Annotated in this window: 20 protein-coding genes; 11 read left to right on the forward strand and 9 right to left on the reverse strand. The window is 61.6% G+C overall.

Annotated features, from left to right (window positions below):
• Window positions 1-52: 52 nt before the first annotated feature.
• From ADAD_RS0108850 to ADAD_RS0108865, 4 genes are all read right to left on the reverse strand, one after another.
• The gene (locus tag ADAD_RS0108850; protein WP_010412769.1) at window positions 53-1,336 is read right to left on the reverse strand and encodes an APC family permease; all 1,284 of its coding nucleotides are present in this window, start codon (window positions 1,334-1,336) and stop codon (window positions 53-55) included.
• A gap of 255 nt (window positions 1,337-1,591) precedes the next feature.
• On the reverse strand, window positions 1,592-2,278 hold the full coding sequence (locus ADAD_RS0108855) for an AlbA family DNA-binding domain-containing protein (protein WP_225982095.1): 687 nt from the start codon (window positions 2,276-2,278) through the stop codon (window positions 1,592-1,594).
• 213 nt (window positions 2,279-2,491) lie between these two features.
• On the reverse strand, window positions 2,492-2,767 hold the full coding sequence (locus ADAD_RS0108860; RefSeq protein WP_010412775.1) for a hypothetical protein: 276 nt from the start codon (window positions 2,765-2,767) through the stop codon (window positions 2,492-2,494).
• A gap of 43 nt (window positions 2,768-2,810) precedes the next feature.
• Complete coding sequence (locus ADAD_RS0108865; protein ID WP_033193265.1) at window positions 2,811-3,278, reverse strand: DUF411 domain-containing protein; 468 nt, start codon at window positions 3,276-3,278, stop codon at window positions 2,811-2,813.
• 196 nt (window positions 3,279-3,474) lie between these two features.
• Between ADAD_RS0108865 and ADAD_RS0108870 the strand changes: the two genes are divergently transcribed.
• From ADAD_RS0108870 to ADAD_RS0108900, 7 genes are all read left to right on the forward strand, one after another.
• Window positions 3,475-3,771 carry a hypothetical protein gene (locus ADAD_RS0108870; protein WP_029140031.1) on the forward strand — a complete coding sequence of 99 codons (297 nt, stop codon included), beginning with the start codon at window positions 3,475-3,477 and terminating at the stop codon, window positions 3,769-3,771.
• 3 nt (window positions 3,772-3,774) lie between these two features.
• Window positions 3,775-4,209: a periplasmic heavy metal sensor gene (locus ADAD_RS0108875; protein ID WP_010412783.1), complete on the forward strand. Its 435-nt coding sequence runs from the start codon at window positions 3,775-3,777 to the stop codon at window positions 4,207-4,209.
• A 15-nt stretch (window positions 4,210-4,224) separates the two neighbouring features.
• Window positions 4,225-4,782: an RNA polymerase sigma factor gene (locus tag ADAD_RS0108880; protein WP_370178334.1), complete on the forward strand. Its 558-nt coding sequence runs from the start codon at window positions 4,225-4,227 to the stop codon at window positions 4,780-4,782.
• Between the two features lie 48 nt (window positions 4,783-4,830).
• Window positions 4,831-6,678, forward strand: coding sequence for a copper resistance system multicopper oxidase (locus ADAD_RS0108885; protein ID WP_010412790.1), 1,848 nt, complete (start codon window positions 4,831-4,833; stop codon window positions 6,676-6,678).
• Complete coding sequence (locus tag ADAD_RS0108890; RefSeq protein WP_010412792.1) at window positions 6,675-7,877, forward strand: copper resistance protein B; 1,203 nt, start codon at window positions 6,675-6,677, stop codon at window positions 7,875-7,877. Before ADAD_RS0108885 ends, ADAD_RS0108890 begins: the two co-directional genes overlap by 4 nt.
• Before the next feature lie 91 nt (window positions 7,878-7,968).
• Complete coding sequence (locus ADAD_RS0108895) at window positions 7,969-8,454, forward strand: YybH family protein (protein ID WP_010412795.1); 486 nt, start codon at window positions 7,969-7,971, stop codon at window positions 8,452-8,454.
• Between the two features lie 20 nt (window positions 8,455-8,474).
• Window positions 8,475-9,209, forward strand: coding sequence for a PepSY domain-containing protein (locus ADAD_RS0108900; RefSeq protein WP_029140033.1), 735 nt, complete (start codon window positions 8,475-8,477; stop codon window positions 9,207-9,209).
• A gap of 13 nt (window positions 9,210-9,222) precedes the next feature.
• Here ADAD_RS0108900 and ADAD_RS0108905 read toward each other — a convergent pair whose 3' ends face one another.
• Both ADAD_RS0108905 and ADAD_RS0108910 read right to left on the reverse strand, forming a co-directional pair.
• On the reverse strand, window positions 9,223-9,729 hold the full coding sequence (locus ADAD_RS0108905) for a hypothetical protein (RefSeq protein ID WP_225982097.1): 507 nt from the start codon (window positions 9,727-9,729) through the stop codon (window positions 9,223-9,225).
• 27 nt (window positions 9,730-9,756) lie between these two features.
• Complete coding sequence (locus ADAD_RS0108910; RefSeq protein ID WP_033193304.1) at window positions 9,757-10,044, reverse strand: hypothetical protein; 288 nt, start codon at window positions 10,042-10,044, stop codon at window positions 9,757-9,759.
• Window positions 10,045-10,246: 202 nt separating this feature from the next.
• On the opposite strand from ADAD_RS0108910, the gene ADAD_RS0108915 reads away from it, so the two are divergent.
• Both ADAD_RS0108915 and ADAD_RS0108920 read left to right on the forward strand, forming a co-directional pair.
• Window positions 10,247-10,660 carry a hypothetical protein gene (locus ADAD_RS0108915; protein WP_225982098.1) on the forward strand — a complete coding sequence of 138 codons (414 nt, stop codon included), beginning with the start codon at window positions 10,247-10,249 and terminating at the stop codon, window positions 10,658-10,660.
• 214 nt (window positions 10,661-10,874) lie between these two features.
• A complete protein-coding gene (locus ADAD_RS0108920) occupies window positions 10,875-11,546 on the forward strand; it encodes a DUF2231 domain-containing protein (RefSeq protein ID WP_029140036.1) in 672 nt (223 codons plus the stop codon).
• Between the two features lie 755 nt (window positions 11,547-12,301).
• Here ADAD_RS0108920 and ADAD_RS0108925 read toward each other — a convergent pair.
• The gene (locus ADAD_RS0108925) at window positions 12,302-13,090 is read right to left on the reverse strand and encodes a LytR/AlgR family response regulator transcription factor (protein WP_010412812.1); all 789 of its coding nucleotides are present in this window, start codon (window positions 13,088-13,090) and stop codon (window positions 12,302-12,304) included.
• Window positions 13,087-14,172: a sensor histidine kinase gene (locus tag ADAD_RS16385; protein ID WP_010412814.1), complete on the reverse strand. Its 1,086-nt coding sequence runs from the start codon at window positions 14,170-14,172 to the stop codon at window positions 13,087-13,089. Before ADAD_RS16385 ends, ADAD_RS0108925 begins: the two co-directional genes overlap by 4 nt.
• Window positions 14,173-14,630: 458 nt before the next feature.
• Between ADAD_RS16385 and ADAD_RS0108935 the strand changes: the two genes are divergently transcribed.
• A complete protein-coding gene (locus ADAD_RS0108935) occupies window positions 14,631-19,301 on the forward strand; it encodes an autotransporter domain-containing protein (protein ID WP_158005187.1) in 4,671 nt (1,556 codons plus the stop codon).
• Between the two features lie 19 nt (window positions 19,302-19,320).
• Window positions 19,321-20,430: a TIGR03032 family protein gene (locus ADAD_RS0108940; RefSeq protein ID WP_010412819.1), complete on the forward strand. Its 1,110-nt coding sequence runs from the start codon at window positions 19,321-19,323 to the stop codon at window positions 20,428-20,430.
• 178 nt (window positions 20,431-20,608) lie between these two features.
• On the opposite strand, the gene ADAD_RS0108945 is transcribed toward ADAD_RS0108940, so the two are convergent.
• Window positions 20,609-22,303, reverse strand: coding sequence for a glycosyl hydrolase family 28-related protein (locus tag ADAD_RS0108945; RefSeq protein WP_029140037.1), 1,695 nt, complete (start codon window positions 22,301-22,303; stop codon window positions 20,609-20,611).
• Window positions 22,304-22,310 lie beyond the last annotated feature (7 nt).

The following is a 22,310-nucleotide window of genomic DNA, read 5'->3' on the forward strand; positions in this document are numbered from 1 at the left end:
GTTTCGAAAAAGCCCGGCGTAAAAGCGGCAAAGCTGGTTGAAGAAGGTGCCATCAACTCTTCTCTCCTGACCGATCATCTTTGTGAGAAGCGGGCGCTTCGGAATTGCGCGAGAGGTAGATCCATTCCCCCACGAACACCGCGACGATGCCGATCGCCGCATAGGCGACAACGGCAGGATCGCTGCGCAATTTGGCCGCGGTAAAGGCTGCGAGGACCACGCCATCTGCCGCGAGTGCTGTAAGAAGTATTGATGCTCGCGCGCCGACTTCCTTGCGCAGGTGACGCAGGACGCCCCAGTGCACCAGCATATCCATGACGAGGTAGAAGAAGGCGCCCAGCGAGGCGATCCGCGACAGATCGAACAGGACGGCAAGCGTCCCGGCAATGACCACCGTATAGACCAGCATGTGGCTGCGTATCCCGCCGCTCATGCCGAAATGGCTGTGCGGGATCATCTTCATGTCGGTCAGCATCGCAAGCATGCGCGACACGGCAAATACGCTCGCGATCACGCCCGAAGTCGTTGCGGCGATCGCGATCGCGACGGTGAAATAGAAGCCCAGTTCTCCCAGCGCCGGACGCGCCGCTGCTGCGAGCGAATAATCGCGCGCCTCGACGATCTCGGATATGCTCAGGCTCGAACCCACCGCCACTGCGACAAGCAGATAGATCACGATACAGACCGCGATCGAGATCATGATCGTCCGGCCGACATTCTTGTGCGGGTCGACGATTTCGCCGCCGCTATTGGTAATCGTGGTGAAGCCCTTGAAGGCGAGGATCGAGAAAGCAACCGAGGCGAGCAGGGCTTCTGCATTGGTCAGCGAGACGGGCTGCGAAAATGCGCCTGATGAAAAACCGCTGGCCAAGATCGCGGCGACTGCGAACAGCGCGATGCCGCCGATCTTGATGGCGGACATGATAAGCGAGAAGCCGCTTACCGACCTGTTGCCCGCTGCATTGACGAGATAGGCGAAAATGATGACGGCAAGCGCTGCGAGAGAAACGAGCCACCCGCTGCTTTCGAGGCCGAACGGGCGCAGCGCGTAAGTGGCAAAGGTGCGGGCCACGAGGCTCTCGTTAATCACCATCGACAGCGCCATTAGGAGCGAGGCAGAGGCGGCGATCACGCCGGGTCCGTATGCTTTCTGCAAGATCATCGCGATGCCGCCCGAAGACGGCCATTTGTTCGACATCTTGATATAGCTGTACGCCGCCAGCGAGGTTACCAGCGCGCCAGCGATGAAGGATAAGGGGAAGAGCGGACCGGCAAGCTCGGCGATCTGCCCGGTCAGCGCGAATATGCCGGCACCGATCATGACGCCGGTTCCCATCGCCACGCCGCCCAGCAGGGTTATCGAGCCAGCTGTTTCGCTTTGATTCTCGTGCTCATGGTCTTGCAAGACTTTCCCCTGTCGATGGTCTCCCGTTCAAGAAAGATCATGCCGGACAGTACGTTCGGTCGGGGCTCATCCCTCAATATTTTTGAGTATGTGGCGGGGCGAAGCCCCAACCGCATCATAAATTTGCAGGAACTGAGCCGATCGACAAAGCGCTCCGAACACGCGTGCTGTCCCACAGACCAGCGGTTAGATGCTCACTTTCCCGCGATGCTGGAGATAAGCCTGAGCTTCGCGCACATCGAGCTCACGCGTGCTATTGCCTGCTCGCAGCATGAACCGGGCCACGCTCCCTTCGGAAAAATAGATCGGCTCCAAGCTCTTCTCCACAATAACTCGGCAAACGATCTTTTCCTCGAGTTTGTGGAACCTACAATGGATCAGAGCACACGCGTGTCCTCCAAGACCCTCTTTTGCTGTGTCCATCAATAAACGTTCGAAGCCATCCTGGTTGGCGGGCTTAAGCGTTTGCATGTCCGCCTCGATGCCCGCGATGCTGCCATCATCTTCGACACCGATAAGGAGAGTGCCGCCCTCTTGGTTGAGGAACCCCGCCAGGGTTTTGACGATGACTTGCTGCAAGCTGCGGTTGACTTTCTCCTGACGCCTGTCCCAACGGAAGGAAGATTTGAATTCCAGCTGCTCGCTTTCGCCGCGAGCTATTAGTAATGGAAGTTCTTCATTGAGTTCGCGTTCCAGAAAGCGAACTCTGGACCGCTCGTGCACGAGCCGAACATGATACACTCCAAAACCCAGTCCGATCGCGCCGCCGATCGCGGCATATATCAAGCTCATTGCAAACATTTCGAACGCAAACGCGGAGAGAGTCCGGTCGATTATGAAGCTGAGTGCGCTGTCTTGGTCGGCAAAGGCCAAGGCACCAAACTCGTACCAAAAGACGAGCGTCGTGAGCGGGTGAAGAATCACTACACCCAGAACAGCGCCGATGGCGACGTGAACTAACAGGGATCGCCTCTCTCCTTGGGACGGAGTTCTGGGAATGGCTCTAGCTCCAGTAATAATATGCGATCGAAATGAGCCAGACGAGGCCTTGCCCCTCTTGGACCAAGTTACCGCGACAAGCTCTGTCTATCGACTGAAACGCTTCTGAAAATATCGGAAAAGCGGCACCGCGATTAAAGCAATATACCAACCATACAAAAAACTTCCAAGAGCGCCTGCCAGAAAGCCCGAGAGGGTCAGCCACTCGAAACCGGGAAGCAGCGGCGCCCACGCTTCGTGCATGTGCGCCTGTTCGGGCGCGAGCAGGCCGAAACCGATGCAGATCAGGTAGCTGAAAAGCAGGAAGAGGCTGAGTGTCCAGCCCCATATGAAAATTGAGGTTTTGACCGAATAGTCCGACATGATGGTCCTCCGTCAGAGTTGGCGCAAAAAGGGCTGCCCATATTCACGGGTAGGATGCGAACACGCTCCGCCCGCCTGGGCCGAAGGCGATGACATCATAGGGCTGCACCTGGTCCCCGAGTTCCATCCCGGGCGAGCCAAGCGGCATTCCGGGCACGGCCAGGCCTGCCACTCCTTCGGGGCGTTCGCGTAATAGCTTCGCGACGGCATCGGCCGGCACGTGGCCTTCGATGATATAGCCATCGACTTCCATCGTGTGGCACGACCACAGATCCTGCGGTACACCCCTGGCTGTCTTTAGTGCAGCCATGTCGTCGGAGTCGACCGAGGCGACCTCCGCTTCGAGCCCGTGTTCTACGTGACCGGCCCAGTTAAGACAGCACCCGCACCCTGCGTCGCGGTACATCGTGTATGTCGCGGCCTGGGCCGCATTCGAGCAGGCTGCAAGGGCGAGGAGGAGCGAAGCCGCCAGCGAACGACTGAACGGTTTTGATGGATTGATGAAACTCATTTACATTTGCCTTTCCTGAGGCCGCGCCGAGCAGAATGACTTTGCCAGAATGTGTCCGCGCAAATTCTGCGCCGGCAAACGACGCGTGCTTTTGACTCAATGCCTTTACGCATCAATTGCTTCTTGCCCTCAAATTATCTTGAGGGTTTGCGCGAAGTGTCGCGTATAGGAACCGTGCAACCGACAGGAGCAAGGGATGCGTGATAATCAGACACTCGATGCGATGCTCGGCACGATGGCGTCGCAGGAGGCTGGCGACGTGCCGCCCGACTTCATGAACGGCGTCTGGCAGCGCGCAGGACAGCTTGGCGAAATTGCCGATCAGCGACGCAGAATGGCCTTGTTCGCCGGTCTGTTTGTCGTCGGCCTGGCGGCAGGCGCAGGGACCAGCGGATGGCCGTCCGAATATGGCGCTCCTACAGAAATTGTTGGCGAGAGCCTCGTTGGCGGAGAATCCCTGTCGCCCGCTGCTTTGCTTCATGTGGGGTCATAGGCGTTGAAGAAGTTTCACCTTGTCCTCGCGGTCCTGCTGGCGGCGCTCGCCGGATGCCTCGGAGCGCTTGCCGCCGATCGCTGGTCCAACAACGATGCCGAGGGTAGCCTGCACCAGTTCGTGCACGATGAACTCTCGCTCACGGCTGATCAGGAGCAGCGGCTCGACGCGCTCGAAGCGCGTTTCGCGGTAGAACAGGCAAGGCTCGAAGCCTCTGCGCGCGCAGCCAACGCCCAGCTCGCCCAGGCAATGGAAACCGAGCACGAATACGGGCCCGAAGTCAGTGCCGCGATCGACGAGGTGCATGCGCGCATGGGCGATTTGCAAAAAGCGACCGTGCGCCACGTCTTCGACATGCGGGAAATTCTCGATCCCGATCAGCAGCTTCAGTTCGACCGGAAAGTGTCCGCGGCCCTCACGCGCGATCCGCGTGACTGATCAGCCTTGGCAGTGGTGGATGACACTTCGAACGAAGCTCTGATCGGGCGGGCGATAGCCGGTGACAAGCGGGCGTTCACAGCTCTGGTCGAGCATGAGATCGCTAGGTTGATTGCGCTCGCCACGCGTATGCTGGGTTCACCCTCGCGGGCCCAAGATGTCGTCCAGGACAGTCTCGCTTCGGTCTGGCTGACACGGCATCGCCTCGATCCGAGCAAGCCCATCGGTCCTTATTTGACGACAATCGTTCTCAACCGGTGCCGCGACAGGCTCCGCCGGAGGAAAGTTGCGGGCTTCCTTAGTTTGCCGGACGGGCGGGAAGCCGACGCCGTTGCCGACGATGCCCCCAATCCCGAAAATGTTGCCGGAGCCCGCGAACAGCTGCGGCTGGTCCAGGCCGAAATCGGGCGCTTGCCGGTGCGGCTGCAAGAGGCGCTCGTGCTGGTCACTGTCGAGGGATACAGCCAGGCCGAGGCTGCCGAGCTGCTCGGCACCACGGAGAAAGCTGTCGAGACGCGCATCTATCGTGCGCGCAACCGGCTGAAGGAGCGGTTCGAAAACTTTGAGGGGTAGCGCAGGTGGCCGCGTAAGTGACGGTATATGCCTTCTCAGGAGCCCCCTATGCCTGCCGTCAATCGCCGAAAATTTCTTGGAACAAGTGCCAGCGGGCTGGGCCTGCTTGGCCTGGGCGGTGCCGTTCCCGCTTGGGCGCGAGGCGGAGATCTGCTCTCCGGGGCCGCCCGGCGAGGTATCGATGAGGCGACCGGACCGAATATCGATCTGACGGTTGCGCGCTCGGCTTTCTCCACCGGCAACAGGCGTGGCGGCGCGATTGCCGTCAATGGCAGCATCCCTGGGCCACTCCTTCGCCTGCGCGAAGGGACCACCGTCCGCCTCAACGTCCATAACCAGCTTGAGGAAGACACCTCGATCCACTGGCATGGCCTGCTCGTGCCGTTCCAGCTCGATGGCGTGCCGGGCGTAAGTTTTCCCGGCGTGAAGCCGGGCGAGACCTTCACAGCGGAATTTCCCGTGCGGCAGGCAGGCACCTATTGGTGGCATTCGCATAGCGGGCTGCAGGAACAGGCCGGTCATTATGGTCCGATCGTGGTCGATCCCGCAGGTCCCGATCCGGTGCAGGCCGACCGCGAATATATCGTGGTGCTGAGCGAGTTCAGCGAAATGTCGCCCCACACGATATTCGACAAGCTCAAGAAGGGCGAAGGCTACTTCAACTACAACCAGAATACCTGGACCGACGACTATCCGCTCTCGGGCGAGGATCGCCGGATGTGGGCCAGAATGCGCATGATGCCAACCGACATCCTCGATGTGTCGAGCGCAACTTATACATATCTGCTGAACGGTCATGGACCGCTCGACAATCTGGAATATCTTTTCCGTCCGGGCGAGCGTGTGCGGCTTCGGTTCATCAATGCCGGCGCCATGACATTTTTCAATATTCGCATTCCCGGCCTGCCGATGACCGTGGTTCAAGCCGACGGGCAGAACGTCGAGCCGGTCGAAGTGGACGAGTTCCAGATCGGCGTCGCGGAAACCTACGACGTCGTGGTGACGCCGGGTGAGCAGCAGGCTTACACGCTGATGGCGGAGTCGATGGATCGGTCAGGTATGGGCATCGCAACGCTGGCGAGCACGCCCGGCGCGCGTGCGGCCATCCCGCCGCTGCGCGATCCCCCGCTGCTCACTATGGCCGATATGGGCATGAGCGGTATGGACCATGGCTCCGGCGGCGATGCTGGTATGGCCGGCATGGACCATGGCGCTGGCGGGATGGCCGGAATGGATCACGGATCGAGCGGAGCGGCTGGCGCGGACGGGATGTCCGGTATGGATGGCGGTTCGGCGGAGATGACCGGAATGGCTGGCATGGCGGGAGGCATGCAGATGCGCGATACCTCGCTATTGCCTCCCGATGTGAAGGTCGGACCGGGCATCGACATGGTGTCGATGAACCCGGTCGACCGGATGGGCGATCCCGGGATTGGCCTTGCCGATGTCCCGCACCGTACCCTCGACTATCGCAAGCTGCGCGCGCTGACACCAAACAAGGACTCGCGAAGCCCTTCGCGCCGGATGGAAATCCATCTTACCGGGAACATGGAACGCTACATGTGGTCGTTCGACGGCAAGAAATTCTCCGCCGTCTCCGAGGAGCCGATCCGCTTTGCCTATAATGAACGCGTGCGGGTAAAGCTGATCAATGACACGATGATGGCACACCCGATCCATCTGCACGGACACTTCTTCGAGCTGGTCAACGGTGCACCTCCAAACCGTCAACCACTGAAGCACACGGTTATCCTGCAACCGGGTGGCAGCGCGCAGTTCGACCTGACGGCGGACGAGCCGGGCGACTGGGCCTTCCACTGCCACCTTCTCTATCACATGCATGCCGGGATGTTTCAGATCGTCACGGTTGCCAATCCTGCCGGAGAGGGCGCATGAAGATATCTATCATCAGCCTGCTTGCCTCGGCCGCCGCGGGTTCGGTTCTCGCCTCCCCCGCCGCGGCGCAGCATGCGGGTCACTCGCCAGTGGAACCGCAGCAGAGCGCCGAGGCGCAGGCTGACGCCAAAACAAAGTGCGAGGCGGCAGCCGAGCGCCATCGCGCGATGGGGCATCCGGTAGCAGAGGGGGCTTGCGGCCCCGCTGCCCAGCCTGAAGTTGCGATGGACCATTCGACGATGGATCATGGTTCGATGCCGCAGGGCAGGCCTGACGAAGGCGCGATGGATCATTCGCAAATGAACCGCGGCGACATGGGGCAGGCGGAAGCCAGCAGCTCGTCGATGGACCATGGGCAGATGGATCACAGCCAGATGAACCATGGGCAGATGGGATCGCAGGACATGCAGGGCATGGACCATTCGGCGATGCAGATGGGCTCGAACGACGATATCCCGCTGCTGCCGCCTCCTCCCGAAGCTGGGAGCGGTCCCGCGCGCGCGGCGGTTGCGATCTGGGGCGAGGAAGCCATGAACGAAGCGCGGCGCGAACTTGTCCGTGAGACCGACGGCGGGATGCGCTTCTGGTTTCAGGGCGACCGCCTTGAGTATCGCGCACGCGAAGGAGCTGATGGATATCTTTGGGATATCCAGGGATATTATGGCGGTGATATCGACAAGTTCTGGTTCAAATCCGAGGGTGAAGGCAGCTTCGGTGAGCCCGTCGAGGGCGCCGAGGTCCAGGCGCTCTGGAGCCGCGCCATCGCACCCTTCTTCGATTTCCAAGCCGGTGTCCGTCAGGATCTGACGGGGCCCGAGCGCACCCATGCGGTCATCGGTGTCCAGGGCATTGCCCCTTACCAGTTCGAGATCGACGTCGCGGCGTTCGTATCGAGCAAGGGCGATGTAACGGCGCGCTTTGAGGGCGAGCTTGATCAGCGCATCACGCAGCGGCTGATCCTCCAGCCGCGAGCCGAAATCGCTCTTTCGGCTCAGGATATTCCCGAACTCGGCATTGGCGCTGGCCTCGACCGGATCGAGGCAGGTCTGCGTCTTCGCTACGAGTTCGCACGCGAATTCGCGCCCTATGTCGGCGTCTCCCAGGAGTGGCGGATCGGTGAGGGCGCCGATTTTGCCCGCGCCGCAGGGGAAGACCCCAGCGTGATGAATTACGTCGTGGGCTTGCGATTCTGGTTTTAAGTGAAGGAAATATACAATGAGAACGAGACTATCTCTAAGCGCGGTCGCCCTGGCCTTGGCTGCAGGGGGCACTCCCGCCCTGGCACAATCCATGGACCATTCGGCGCATTCGGAACATTCGGTATCAACGCCGATGGATCATACGGAGCAGGGCATGAACCATGCCGAGCATATGGCTGCGATGAACGATGACGTTGCTGGGGCAGAAGCAATTCTGACATCATATCGCGATGCCCTGACGTCGCGCGATGCAGAGGCCATGGCTGCGCTGTTTGCCCAGGAATCCTTCATTTACGAAAACGGCAAGGCGGAAGGCAGCTTCACGCATTACATGGAGCATCACCTGGGACCGGAACTCGATGCAATAACCAGCTTCACCTTCGGCGAACCGACGCTCGCAGTCACCCGGATGGGACATATGGCGTATGGCCGCGAAACGTACACCTATCGGATCGAACTGGCCGACGGTCGCGTAATCGACCGCGAAGGGGTTGCGACCTCGGTCCTCGCCCATGATGCAGATGGCTGGAAGATCGTTCAGTACCATTCATCGTCACGCGCACCGCGTAACAACTGATCTGATCGGGGGAACACCGATTGGCGACACGCTCTTTCAAGCTGCGTCTTCATGTGCTGGGCAGCAAGCTTCACAAATGGCTGGCGATCTTTGTCGGCGTCCAAGTGCTCCTGTGGATGATCACCGGGGCGCTGATGTCGTTTCTCGACATCGAAGAGGTTCGGTCCGAACATGTCGTTTCGCGCGCGCCGGAGGTCCTGCCCGCTGATGCTGTCATGCCCCATTGGCTCGATAGCAGCGAGGGGGTGGTTTCCCTTGCGACGCGCGCGGTCGGCGGCAGGGCCGTAACCGAGGTCCGCCGGGACGATGGAAGCGTCACGCTCCGCGACCCGGACAGCGGCATTCTCCTTTCGCCTCTTCCCGCTGCAAGCGCACAGGCCATCGCTCGCTATGCCTGGACCGGGCCACCAACCACCATAGCGACCACGCGCCTCATCGAAGATGCTGTCGGGACCGAATTCCGGGGTCCGTTTCCGGCGTGGCAGATCACCTACGGCGATGAGGACAATACCCGCGTCTACATCGATGCATCGAGTGGCTCGGTGCTCGCTGCCCGCAGCGACACCTGGCGCCTGTTCGATTTTGTCTGGGGGCTGCATATCATGGACTGGACGCAGCGCGACCGCATCAACAGCTGGTGGCTGCTATTGTTCGGGATCGGCGGGACGATTATCGCGGTTTCGGGCTTTGTCCTGCTTGCGAACCGGTTTCCCAGAATCAGGCGGCGGGCGAAACATGTGCCGAACGCACCCTGAAGCCGCTCCCAGTTTAATCAGGTTCGGCTCGGGCAAAGCGGACCAGAAGGATCGTGAGCGCAGGCACGATCGTCCACATCGCGATCGGGATCAGCGCCAACCCCGTCACTGGCTCGTGCGGCATCAACTCGCTGTAGCGCCAGCTCACGAAGCTTTCTGCCGGAAGCGATGTGGCGATCATTTCGACGGCGATGGCGACGACAAGCCCGAAGCCGAAATAGATCGCATAGGGCATTTTGGCGGCTTGCCAGAGCCACGCGCGCCCGCCGCGCAATGCAGCAAGGCTATAAGCTGTTAGCAGGATCACGCCATCGCCTAGGCTTGCAATGCCGCAGCGAATGGTCTGCTCATAAGGCTCGAGATTTCCCGGCTTGAAAAACGGCATCTGGAAAATCTCCCAGACGAACGCGATCAGGCTCCCGCAAACAAAGATGAGCCAATGAGTTCTAGTCATGCTGCGGATACGCCGGAATGATGTGCGCAAGGAAATAGCGGCGGGCCGGATTTCCACGTCCTGCATAGCGCCTTTGCTGCCCCAAAGCCTGGATCAGTCATGGTTTTCGCGGCCCTCCGCCTCGGCCATGCGAGCAGCGCGTTCGAGAAACTTACGCATGTCACCTGCTGCCAGTTCGGTAAGCGGATGCCGGCTCGCCTCGGGGCGTGGTTCGATCATGTCCGCACGCTTTCTGATCTGGTCGATCTGTTCATCGCTGGCCCCGGACAAAAGGCCGAGAACTATGTTCTCGAGAGTTATGAGGCGAATGCGCATTTGCACCAGCTCGGCATGATCGGGCTCCGGAATGTCCCAGCTGCCGTCCTCATTGACCGTGCTCACGACTGCTTCTCCGACGGCTCTGTTGTCACCATGATCTGTCCCATTCATCTCGACCGGCTTCGGTCAAAAAGGGTGACCGAAAAACACCATTCCTGCAACCGGCTGTGCCATCGGCTCAGCCGTCTCCGGTGGGCGCGGAAATTGTTTGAGGGGAACAGATGTTGGCTGCGTAAAGAGAATGAATGCGCACAGCACCCATCGCATGACCGACGAAAGGAAATCGATTGTGAAACGGACAGCTCTAGCTCTCATTCTCGCCACTGGCCTGACAGCCACTCCGGCGACGGCCCAGGAACAGCATGAGCACGGAGCTCAGGCTGTGGCACAGCAGCAGGATCACGCTGGCCACACGATGCAGGATTCCGACGCTATGGCTGCCCATCGCGAGAAGATGGCTGAAATGCGCGCGCTGATGCAGCAGGCCCACGCGGCGAGCGATCCTGCCGAACGCCAAAGGCTGATGGCCGAGCACCGCACAGCGATGCAGGAACACATGGCGGGCATGATGCAGGGGGACAACGCCGATATGATGGCGGCCTGTCACCAGCGCATGATGATGATGCACGATATGATGAAGCAGATGGCGGCTCACCAGAACATGGCGCAAGACGGTTAGGAGATGGTAGCCGGGCTCTTGCTCGTGCTTAAAGCTGGCCGCCCTCTTAACAAGGCTCTGATATTGGCAAGAGACCCAACCCCCTCATGAGTTAAATTTGGACCCTCACGCGCCGAGGATCACCGCGCTCCATCACGGCAAGAGATGAGGGTTCGCAGAGCATTACAGACACAATAGGTCGCACGACCATCGCCAAGACCGGAACCCGTAGAGAATGAAACGAATGCAATTCATGGCTATTGTAGCTGCCAGCTTGCTCTTCGTCGGACCAGTTCAGGCTCATGGCGACGAAAAGCATGGCGAAGAGACGAGCGCCGCGCCTGCCGCCGCGAATGGCGATGCGCATGACCAGGCGGCCATGGCGCAGATGGGCGACGGCGGAGCGGTCGGCGAGCCCTCAGCCGCGCACGACGAAGCAAGTGGAGGCCATGACGAGGCTGGTGGCCATGCTGATGAGGGCGATTCCGGCGTCATCGCCGCCCTGAAAAAACTGCATCCGGCGACCATCCACTTCCCGATCGCCCTGTTTCTCATGGCTGCTGCCACCGAGTTGTTCGTCATGCGCCGGAAAGATGCAGGGCTTGAGAGCGCGGTGCGCGTACTCGTCCACGGCGGAGCAATCGGCGCAGTCGTCGCAGTCCTGTTCGGATGGATCCACACCGGCCTTTGGTTCGGCGGCGATGCCGTCATGCAGGTCCATCGATGGAACGGGATGCTGATCGCGGTCCTCGGTCTGGCGATGGCCTATCTGGCGAGCCGTGCTTCCGCGAGCCGGACCGCGCTTCGCGCCGCAATCTTTGCCATGGCCGCTCTAGTGCTGGTGCAGGGATTTCTGGGCGGCGAGCTTGCGCACGGTGCCAATCATCTTGGTATCTCCTGGCTTTGAAGGATAGAATGATGCGCAGATCGAATCGGAACGGGTTTGTTGCCCCCCTTGCTGCGGCGGCACTGGGGCTAGGGCTCGCTGCATGTGATCAGACGCAGGACACTTCATCAGAAGCTGAAGCCTTGCCACTGTATACGGCCCCGCCGACCGAGAGCACAGGTCCTGGCGAAGGCGAAAGAGACAACGCTGCCTCTCCCGCTGGAGAGGCCAACACGAACCGGTCGGATGAAGCTGTGACTGCCGGTAGGCAACCAGACCGACCGGCGAGCACTCCGGTAGTAGCGCCGTCACCTGCGGCCACTCCCCCGCCGATGAATGCGAAGCCTAGCGACACACCCGATCCGCATGCGGGCCACAATATGCCGTCCATGCCAGACCATGACATGTCCTCGCTGTACGATCGGGCGGATGGTTCATGACCTGGCGTTTCGCCTTCTGATCGGCCCGAAAACGGCCGACGCTCCTTTCACCTGTCACTACGAATTACATGTCATCGTTTGCCAAAGGCGCTTTATCTCATCTGTCCGATTCTGGGGGTATTGATGGGGGTATTTGCAAGGTGATTCAAAAAGTTGATTAGGTAAATCAGCATGTTATACGCTCCCTATATTTCCCTCCTCCGCTACCATTTTCCGATTTCTGGGATCGGCCGAATGCTTCGGACCGCTTCTGTCTGGCTAGGCTGGAGAGCCTTCGCGCGGATGGGGCGCGGGCGTGCGAGAACTTGCGTCGGGCCCAACGGACCCGCTCCGGTTTCAAAGGCTCTTCATCACGTCGAGGTACTTGCGCCCGACCGGGATTATCGCCCTATTGCTCAGGTGGAGGAGCGGTGCGCCCCATTTGTTGCGCGAGGTGCGCTCGATGCATGTGCGCCGCACCGCATGGGATCGATGCACCCGGACAAGGTCGGGGTCGCTTATGTCTTCCAGAAAGCGCGAAATGACGCCGCGATGAAGATAGCGATGGTCGCCGACGTGCAGGCTCACATATTCTCCTTCGGCGGTGATCTGTTCGATCTCGCTTGGGAGAACGCGTATCATGTCGCCGCGATGAGACACCCAGATGGGGTCTTCCGGCGCAATGGCAGCGCGATCGCGCCGCAGTCCGTCGAGGCGCGATTGCAGGAGTTCGAGCCGCGTCAGCGCATCGCGAGCGATCAGCGCGTTGCGGGCGCGATCCAGCGCAATCGCCAGGCGTTCCGGCTGAACCGGTTTGGTGAGGAAATCGATAGCCCCCGTCTCGTAAGCCTGCGCAGCGAAATCCGGGAAGGCCGTCGTAAAGATGATGAGCGGCGGACGCGCGGCGTCGGCGGTGCCCTGAAGGGCCTCGATAACGTCGAAACCGTCGACATGCGGCATCTCGATGTCGAGCAGTAACAGGTCGGGCCGATGTGCGCTGACGATCTGGGGCACCACTCTACCATCCCTGGCATCGGCAACGATTCGTGCTTCGGGAACATCGTCGAGAAGCTGGCGCAGCCTGCGGTGGGCTAGCGGCTCGTCATCGACGATGCAGATCGAAAGAGGGTCTGCGGGCTGAGTCACGGGAACTGGACGGGGAAGGTGATTACGGTTTCGTGGCCGGTCGCGGTCGGCGTGGCGCGGACGCTCGCATCGTCACCGAAGCGGGAGCGCAGCCGCGCGCGTACGTTGCGCAGTCCGGTGTTCGTGCCTGCCGATGCCGCTCGCTTGCGCGCATCGCCATCGTCCAGAACATCGCGCACGGTCAATGCAAGCGATCCTCCCTCCTTCCGCGCGATGATCGACAGTGTGACCGTGCTGGAGGACGAGGCAACCGAGTGCTTCACGCTATTCTCTACGATCGGTTGCAGGATCAGACTGGGCACGCGCAGGTCCTTGAGCTCTGCAGGTATGTCGATCGCGACCTCCAGCCTGTCCGGGAAACGCACCTTTTCGATATTGATATAGAGCTGCTGCGCCGCGATCTCTTCGCTCAAGGAAATATCCGCGAGCGGGTCGATCGTAATAGAATTGCGGTAATAGGCGGCGAGGTTGCTCAGCATCGTCTGTGCCCGCTCGCGCTCGTTATCGCTGACCAGCGCAGCGACCGAGTTGAGCACGTTGAACAGGAAATGCGGGTTCACCTGATAGCGCAGCGCGCGCAGTTCCATGGTGCGTGCGGCGCTTTCCATCGCGTTCATCCGCTCTTCGCGAGACAGCAGCGACGTGGCATATTGCGCGGCGACGATCACCATCGTGATCGATAGGAACCAGTGCGCACTCTGGCTCCAGCTCGCCAGCATGGTCAGCAGCCACTGGTCGAGATCGCCTTCGAGGTAGAACAGCAGCAGCCAGTTGAAGGCTGCGTAGGGCACGGCGATTACGCATGACAGGACGATGATCAGGATGATCTTCGCCCAGACGGGCCAGTTCCAGGTCTTCTCCATGATCACGACGATCAGAAGAGACAGTGCGATGCCGAAGGCCATTACCACGAAGCGCTGGTCGAGATAGCGCCAGCCATCTGTCAGGACGAGGCCGATGGCGGTCTTGGTCACGAAGTAGAAGCCCCAGACCAGAAGGATGGCGATTATCGCCGGAGGCCAGACCGAGCGTTTCATGCGCTCTGGCGGAGGGATCAGGCCGAACTTCATCTCGTCATCCATAGCGCTCCTTCCTTCATCGGCCATCCGGCCCTCCCGACGTTCATGGCATCTGATCGGTCATTCGTTGCAAAGCCGCTGGCCGTGTTGCGCTGCCACATGTTTCTAGACGGTGCCCGAGAACGGAAGCCTTTGCGTTTCGGGTGCATGGGAGGCGCAGCCCGCCACAGGTGTTTTGCCATTTTCCCGAGCGCGACCGGGAGGGATCGCCGGTCGCAAATACACGCGCAGGGTCGCGCCAATGCTCGCACAGCAGTGCAAGTGCCCGATCGCGGAACCCGAGTTGATTGAGGAAGGACGTTCAAGTGCCTGCATATACCACCCCCGCCGCCGTAAATGTCGTGCCCGGAGCCGCCAGCCTGCGGACCCGTCTGCTGGCCACCGCCATGGGGTGCACTGCAATAATGCTGTCCGCGCCCGCCGTTGCGCAGCAAGCGGCCGTAACGGCCCAGCAAAACAGCATGGCCGGTGCTTCTGCGCTCGCCGGTGCCCAGGAAGATCCGATTGTCGATCCCGCCGTTGTATCCGACGAGCCGGTGGTCGTGGTGCAAGACGAGGATATCTTCATCGGTGTAGGCTCAATCGTGATCGACGAGGTCGATACGCCCGCGCTGCTGCTGGATTCGAACGGTGGCGACGCACAGGTCGTCGGCGGCGATATCGAGACCTACGGCGACAATTCCACGGGCGCGTGGGTCGAGGCCAAGGGGGATGCCAGCGCCGATTTCGACGAGGTGGTTACGCACGGCGATGGCTCGACCGGCCTGTACGTCCATTCCGAAGGTCGGACGGTGACGTCGCCCTACGGCTATGGCGACTATTCGGTAGGCACGGCGAATGCCGGTGCGGTTTCTGTGGAGACCTTCGGTAACAGCTCGATCGGCATCCATGCCGTCGCGGACTCACTCGATGCCGTAGTCCAGAGCCAGAATGTCGTCACCCATGGCGATGGTTCGACGGGTATCCTGGCCGAAGCCGACTATTTCGCCGTGGTGGACAGCAACTCTGTCCATACTGGCGGTGACGATGCGACCGGGATCTCGATCGCGTCTCAGATGGCGCAGGTGGAAAGCAACGAAGTCGTCACCGCAGGCGACCGGTCGATCGGTATCGATGTTGCCGCGCGCGGGGCCGCCCTGATCAATGCCACCAGCGTCGAGACCTCTGGCGACGAAGCGATCGGCATCCGTGCCCGGGCCGACGCGGGCAACATGCAGGTCTACAACACCTCGGTGGTCACCACCGGCGATGGCGCCACTGCGTTTGATCTCGAAGCGCTGGGCTCGCTGGTCCTCGAGAGCGAGACCGTTTCCACCAGCGGCGAAGATGCGGTGGGCGTTCGCGCGCTCAGCCGGGACTACGATCTGTCCGCATTTCTCGGCAGCGTCAGTACGCTGGGAGACGGGGCGACCGGCATTTCGGTTGCCGCCAACCTCGCCGCTGATGTGGAGGTCTCCGCCGTGAGCACATCGGGCAACGGCGCCAACGGAGTCGAAATCCTGACGAACGAGGGCGCCGCCACCTTGCGCAATGGTTCTGTCACCACGCTGGGAGACGATCTGACCGCGATCCTAGTCGAGAGCGAGAGCGGGCGTGTCGATGTGGAAACCGGGAGCGTTTCGACGGCTGGTGACAACGCGCAGGCCATTCATCTGATCAGCGGCGGCAGCACCCGCCTGGTGGCGGGTGACGTCATGACGCAGGGTGAAGACTCAACCGGGGTCGAGATCAATTCGCAGGGCGACATTGAAGCATCGATCGACAGCATCACAACCGCCGGCGACGGGTCGGAAGGCCTGTTGATCTGGAAAGGTGGTGCCGGCACCGATGCGGCGCTGGATGTCGGGTCGGTGATGATCGAAGGAGAGGGCAGCTACGGCGTCGTCGCTCTCGTCGGTGGCGACCTGACCGGTTCCATCGACAGCATTACCGCCACTGGCAACCAGTCCACCGGTATCCTGGTGGAGGCCGATCAGGGTATCGATCTTCAGCTCGGCACTGTCGACATAACGTCCGAGCGCCACTCGGTCGGCGTCGAGCTGGTCGCGGTATCGGGTGATCTGCGCCTCGCTGCAGATGACGTTTCGGTCGACAGCGACGGCGCTGCCGGCCTCAGGCTGAATGCTCTTGAGGGCGACATAGTGTTCGACCTGGGCTCGCTCCGGGTGGCGGGGGGCGAGGTCGCGGCGCTCGATGGCCTCGGCTCCATCGCCCCCGCCGCCGTGTTCGCCACGGCCGATAGCGGTGGCATCACGATGCGGGCGGGCGAGATCGTCGTGGAGGCGGAGGATGTCTATGCCACCTGGGGCGTGGACCTCACCGCGCAGGGCCATATCGATGTCGCGATCGACAGCATCTATGTCACCGGCTTTGTCGGCAGTTGGGAGGGTGCCACGGGTTCGGGGAACGGCCTTAACGTGAGCACGCGAACCAGCGCGACCGTTTCCGTGGGCAAGATCGATGCGGGCTCCGGGATCAGCGTTTCTGGCGCGCTTGATACGCGCTATCTCGATGCGGAGATATCCGTCACGGCGGGTGACATCGTTACCCGCGCGAATTACGGACGCGGGATCAGCGTTGGGCAGTTCTTTGGCAGCACCGACGTCGCGTTCAATTCGATACGCACCGAAGGTTCGGGCGCCACGGGCGTCAGGCTCGAGTCCGGCTTCGAGCCCTATTTCTATACCTTTACCACCGCAGAAATCACCGGCGGGTCGATCGAGACGGTCGGCGATTATAGCGATGGCATGAACCTCGTCTCCCTCGTCGGATCGCATCGCGTCGAGGTGGGCAGCATCACGACCAGCGGCGCGCGCAGCAACGGGGTGGTTTCGAAAAGCGTCATCGGCGCGAACCTGGTGATCGGATCGGTGGAAACCGCGGGCGATTACAGCGTCGGGATCCAGGCGGAAGGTGTGGCAGTACCCGCCTCCGTTCCTCTGGATGGTTTGGAAGTGGAGGGCATCACCATCGAAGCGGGCGATGTCACGACCACCGGCGATTCCGCGCAGGGCATCGTCGCTACCGGCGTTGGCCCGGTGACCGTCAAGGTCAATTCGGTCGAGACGACTGGCGACAGCTACGTGTTCGAACCGGGCGACTATTACGGCGGCGGCGGCGGGCCCATCGGCCCCGGACTGCCATTGCCGAACGGTTCCGGCTATTATGGCGGCGGAAGCGGTGAAGCGCCCGCCGGGCCCGCATCGATCGGTATCGAGGTGGCTGCATCCTTCGGCGATATCGTGGTCGAAGCGGGTAGCGTGACGACCAGCGGAGAGGGCGCGCACGGCCTGTGGATCGATCTGCAGGGCGATGAATGGTCGGTCGCGGATCAGCAGGTTACCGTCGGCTCGGTCCAGACGAGCGGTGCGGGTGCCGATGCACTGCGCCTGCGCAACCAGACCGGCGGCTCGATCGCTGCCACAGTGGCGGGCGACGTGCTGGCGCAGGATGGCGCTGGCATAAACCTGATCGGGAATGGCGAAACGTCCGTCACCGTGGCAGCTGGCGGCGCCTTGCGCAGCTCGCCAGACGGCTTTGCCATCGTGGTCGAACCTTATGTGGCCGAAGATCCGGACGAAGGGCCCGTCGGCCCCAATCCTCCCATCCCCGGCGGCCCTGGCATCCCTATCGGCACCATGGCCAATGCGCCGGCCGCCGAAGCTGCCGTGCCGGCGACCAATATCACCATCGCTGGAGGCGGTGCGCTGTATGGCCGGGTCCGGCTAGACGATCGCGGCAGCAACTTCGACATCGCAGGCACGTTCTTCGCGAATGGCACGAGCTATTTCGGCACTGGCAACGATCTGATGTCCAACAGCGGCAGCATCGTCGTTCAGGGTGACGTGCTGTTCGATGGGCTCGATCGGCTGGACAACAGCGGTGCCATCGTCTTCGCGGCGGGCAACGGCGACGATCGGCTGGACCTGTCCAACCTCGTCTTCAACGGCGTCGAGGGCAGCACCATCTCGTTCGACCTGTCGGGGGACGACAGCGACCAGCTCGTCTTGGGCGACGTCACCGGAACCACGCAGCTCGTCTTCCAGGGTGCGCAAGGCCTGACGCTCGACAGCACGGCGGACCTGATCGTCTTCACCGGCGATGTGGACACGGATGCCTTCGTGATCGATGACGGGGCGGAAGATGCAGGCTTCCTCAATTACCGCCTGTCCTTCGCCCAAGGCGGGCTCGCTGTGGCGATGGCGCCCGATGTCGAAGTGTTCGAACCCGTCCGGCTCGGCGAGACCATTACCGACGCGTGGCATCAGAGCACCGATGCATGGGCGAAGCAGAACGCGCAGGCGCGCGCAGGGTCGCAGTCTGGTATCTCAAGCTGGGTACAGTATTTCGACGGCAGCCGAGATCGCGACCCGCAGGAATACCAGGTCACTTTCGATGGCGCCGAGTATGCCGAAACGCTGACGACCGAGGCTTCCCATCGCGGCGGGCAGGGCGGGATCACCTACGCCGGTTCGAAGGCTCGCTTCGGTGTCACCTTCGGCTTCGGCAGCAACGAAAGCACCTTCGCCCAGACCGGCAATAGCTACCGGGTTGAAAGCTTCAATATCGGCCTGCACGGGGGCTGGAGCAACGGGGCGGTGTTCCTCGATGCGCTGGTCAAGGCGGACTTCGCCGATGTCGACCTGGCGTTGCAGAGCGTTGGCGAGCAGGCCGACTTCGATACGACCGCGCTAGGGTTCGCGCTCGAAGCCGGAGCCCGGCTGGGCGGCGAGACCTTCTTTGTCGAGCCGGTGGCAGGGATCAACTGGGTGAGCGCAGACATTCCTGCGCTGCACTTCACCAACGCAGGGTTCGCGTTCGACTCTGCCGAGAGTCTGCGAGCGCATGCCGGTGCACGCACCGGCGCCCGGTTCGAAACGGGCAAGGTCTCCATCGTCCCGCATGTCGGTGTGTTTGCGGAAAAGGAACTGGCCGGTGACAATGGCATCGCCTTCACTTCTGGCACGCAGTCCATCACTCTGGCGGACGAGGTGCCGGCGCTGTACGGGCGCGGCGAGGCGGGGCTGACGCTGGAGATCAGCGATCGCTTCTCGATCTTCGCCGAAGGTGAGTTGCTGTTCGGTGACGTGAGCGGGGGTGCCGGTCGCGGCGGCCTGAGCCTGAAGTTCTGAACGAGACGACGGATAGCGCGTGACAGAAGAAAATAACGCCAAACCTGCGGATGCTGCGCCTGAGGGCGCAGCAGCTGCGGATACCCGGATCGAGCTGTCGCGCGGTTTCGCGCGATGGCTCGGCCAGATGAAATGCTCGATCGCATTCACGTCCTACCAGTCGGGAAGGCTGTTCCTGGTCGGGCTGCTGCCTGATGGGAAAGTCTCGCTGCATCAGCAGGCTTTCCAGCGCGCGATGGGTATCCATGCGGGGCGCGACCGACTTTACCTGGGCGGGTTGTACCAGGTCTGGCGGCTCGAAAACACGCTCCAGCCCAATGAACGGGCGAACAAGGCATTCGATGCGCTTTATGTGCCGCGCAATGCGCAGACCACTGGCGATATCGACATTCACGAGCTGGCGGTCGACGCGCGAGGGCGCTGCATCTTCGTCAACACGAAGTTCTCCTGCCTCGCCACGCTGAGCCCGCGCTTCGGGTTCAAGCCGCTATGGAAGCCCGAGTTCATCACCCAGCTCGCGCCGGAAGACCGGTGCCACCTCAACGGCATGGCGATGGAAGACGGCTATCCGCGCTACGTTTCTGCCGTGAGCCAGAGCGACGTGGTCAGCGGATGGCGCGAACGCCGTCACGAAGGCGGAGTGCTGATCGATGTCGAGAACGATCGTATCGTGACGGACCAGCTTTCCATGCCACATTCCCCGCGCGTCCATGATGGCCAGTTGTGGGCGCTCGACTCCGGGCGCGGCTACCTGATCAAGGTGGACCGCGAGACTGGCGAGAAAACCGATGTCGCCTTTTGTCCCGGCTTCCTCCGCGGCCTTTCCTTCGCGGGCCACTACGCGTTCGTGACGGTATCCAAGCCGCGCAAGAATGGCTTCGACGGGCTCGCGCTGGATGATGAGATCAAGCGCCGCGATGGCGAGCCGTGGTGCGGTGTGCTGGTCGTCGACACGCGCTCCGGATCGATCGTGGAATTCATCAAGCTGGTCGGCGCGATCGAGGAACTGTTCGATGTGGCGGTGATCCGCGGCAAGACCTGCCCGATGGCGGTGGGTACACAGAGCCCGGATATCCAGTCGCTCTACAGCTTCGAAAGCGAGATCGGCCCCCTGCGTACGGATGGTTAGGGGCGGCTGACTTCCGGAGAAAGCCGCCGCCGCCCAAGATAGAGCATGGGCTGCTCACCGAGTATTCGGAAACCAGGAGACGAAGGATCCTTTCAGTGGGGGTCGACTTCATCGACCTGGATGCATCCACTGCCCGTTCCCGCTGGAATTCCAATCCGCCTGCGGGTGGCTGTCCCTCTCAAGGTTTGCGACGGGCCAACTGCCAATCGTAGAGCGAAGGGGTGGATAGCAGGCGCGAACCGTTCAGTTCGACATAGGGCGTGGGCGTGTAGTCCAGTTCAAGCGGACGATTGCCATGCAGGCCGATCACGCGTGCGTCCGGCCCCCCGCTATCTTCAAGAATGACCACCTTTTCCCCGGGTTCTGTCCCGCCATCGACGACGACGTCGAGGTTCCAGACCGTGTTGAACCGACCGTGCCCGGGGCGCCAGTATCCGGCACCGCCGGCGCGGAACAAGTCGTAGGTTGCAGCAATACCATCGCGCGCCGGATCGGGCCGGATATGCACCTTCAGCTGATCGTAGAGGTTCTGGTGGTTCGAACCTGCATGCTGGTCGAGCGTGGGTTGCTCCCAGCCGGTGCTGCGGTGGTAGACAGATCGGGTCGCCTGGGTGTTGAAGCTGAACGTGTGGACCGTGGGGTTACGCACTTCATTGCCGGTCACCAGCACATTGTGAACGTTGCCGATGTGCACGGCGTAGTGCGCCATATGTTCCCCTTGGGTGGTCACATCCGCGATGGTCACTGCGGACAGATCGTCGGTCAGAACACCGCTGTCGGCATTGTCGATCCGCAGATTGCTGATCCAGCCATTATGGACGCCGGTGAAATAGATACCGTTGAAGCCCGCTTCGTTGTGGTGGCCGAAATCGGGGTTCTCGGGAAAGACCAGCGCCATGTCCTGGATGCCGACCTCGGTCAGATGCTCCCACTTCGCGAAATAGGCGGGCAGTTCGGCGCCGATATCGTGCAGCAGTGGATCGGCGATGGTGACGCGGGTGCCGTCGATAGCCTCGATCCGGGTGGCCTGGCGAACCAGGGGGCGATCGGGCAGGGTCCAGTGACGGTCACCAATCGGAAGATCCTCGCGGTCCTCGCCGTAGAGCGAGGCCACCAGCGGCCCGTCCTTGCCCGCGCGGTTGTGCCAGTGAATCTGGAATACGTCGCCGACCGAGAGGGCGGCTGCCTCGGGCACCTCGATCACGCGCTCGCCCATACGGCCCGACGCTATCTCAGCCACGGTCTCTATCGGCCGGTCGTATTCTTCCAGATAGGTCGCATGACGCCCGCCCGGGACACGGGTCCAGATGAAGCCGCCGCTCCAGCTCCATTCGGAGAAAAGCACGTCGAGATTGGCGTTCTTCTGCCTTTCGCGCTTGTCGAATCGGACAAGATATTCGCGCAGCTCGTCCAGTGCGCCGCCATCGTCGACCTGGTTCAGCGGGCGGGGCATGAACAGTTCGGTCCCACCTTTACCGCTTCCGGTTCCGGCGAGCACGATACCGCTGCGCTCGATCCAGAGAATCTCTGTCAGCTGGTAGCGACCGGCCCCCAACTGCACCCGGATCGGGCCGTCCGCAGCATGCGCCGCAGCCAGCGCCGCCTTGAGCGCGGCACTGTCGTCGATCCCGTCGTCGGGGATTGCACCGAAGTCGGCAACGTCGATCGCGGTATCGATCTGCGGCAGGGGGGAGAGGCCGTAATCGTAACCGGCGTAGGAGAAGTCGGGCAGGTAGACGGATGGCGTGCCGTCCTGCTGTTGCAAAATTGTCGGCACCTCCGCCGAACTCTCCTGCGCAAGGGCCGCGATCGGCATGGCCGATACAGCGAGCGATGCGGAAAAGCCTATTAAGAACAGCGATTTGTAACTCATCAGGGCG

The sequence above is a fragment of the Citromicrobium sp. JLT1363 genome, from assembly GCF_000186705.1.
Lineage (GTDB): Bacteria > Pseudomonadota > Alphaproteobacteria > Sphingomonadales > Sphingomonadaceae > Alteriqipengyuania.

Coding starts and splice junctions, on each gene's coding strand:
- ADAD_RS0108850 (WP_010412769.1), bottom strand. CDS start 1,336: ATGGGAACCGGCGTCATGATCGGTGCCGGCATATTCGCGCTGACCGGG.
- ADAD_RS0108860 (WP_010412775.1), bottom strand. CDS start 2,767: ATGTCGGACTATTCGGTCAAAACCTCAATTTTCATATGGGGCTGGACA.
- ADAD_RS0108865 (WP_033193265.1), bottom strand. CDS start 3,278: ATGAGTTTCATCAATCCATCAAAACCGTTCAGTCGTTCGCTGGCGGCT.
- ADAD_RS0108870 (WP_029140031.1), top strand. CDS start 3,475: ATGCGTGATAATCAGACACTCGATGCGATGCTCGGCACGATGGCGTCG.
- ADAD_RS0108885 (WP_010412790.1), top strand. CDS start 4,831: ATGCCTGCCGTCAATCGCCGAAAATTTCTTGGAACAAGTGCCAGCGGG.
- ADAD_RS0108890 (WP_010412792.1), top strand. CDS start 6,675: ATGAAGATATCTATCATCAGCCTGCTTGCCTCGGCCGCCGCGGGTTCG.
- ADAD_RS0108895 (WP_010412795.1), top strand. CDS start 7,969: ATGGACCATTCGGCGCATTCGGAACATTCGGTATCAACGCCGATGGAT.
- ADAD_RS0108905 (WP_225982097.1), bottom strand. CDS start 9,729: ATGCAGGACGTGGAAATCCGGCCCGCCGCTATTTCCTTGCGCACATCA.
- ADAD_RS0108915 (WP_225982098.1), top strand. CDS start 10,247: ATGACCGACGAAAGGAAATCGATTGTGAAACGGACAGCTCTAGCTCTC.
- ADAD_RS0108920 (WP_029140036.1), top strand. CDS start 10,875: ATGAAACGAATGCAATTCATGGCTATTGTAGCTGCCAGCTTGCTCTTC.
- ADAD_RS16385 (WP_010412814.1), bottom strand. CDS start 14,172: ATGGATGACGAGATGAAGTTCGGCCTGATCCCTCCGCCAGAGCGCATG.
- ADAD_RS0108935 (WP_158005187.1), top strand. CDS start 14,631: ATGGCCGGTGCTTCTGCGCTCGCCGGTGCCCAGGAAGATCCGATTGTC.
- ADAD_RS0108945 (WP_029140037.1), bottom strand. CDS start 22,303: ATGAGTTACAAATCGCTGTTCTTAATAGGCTTTTCCGCATCGCTCGCT.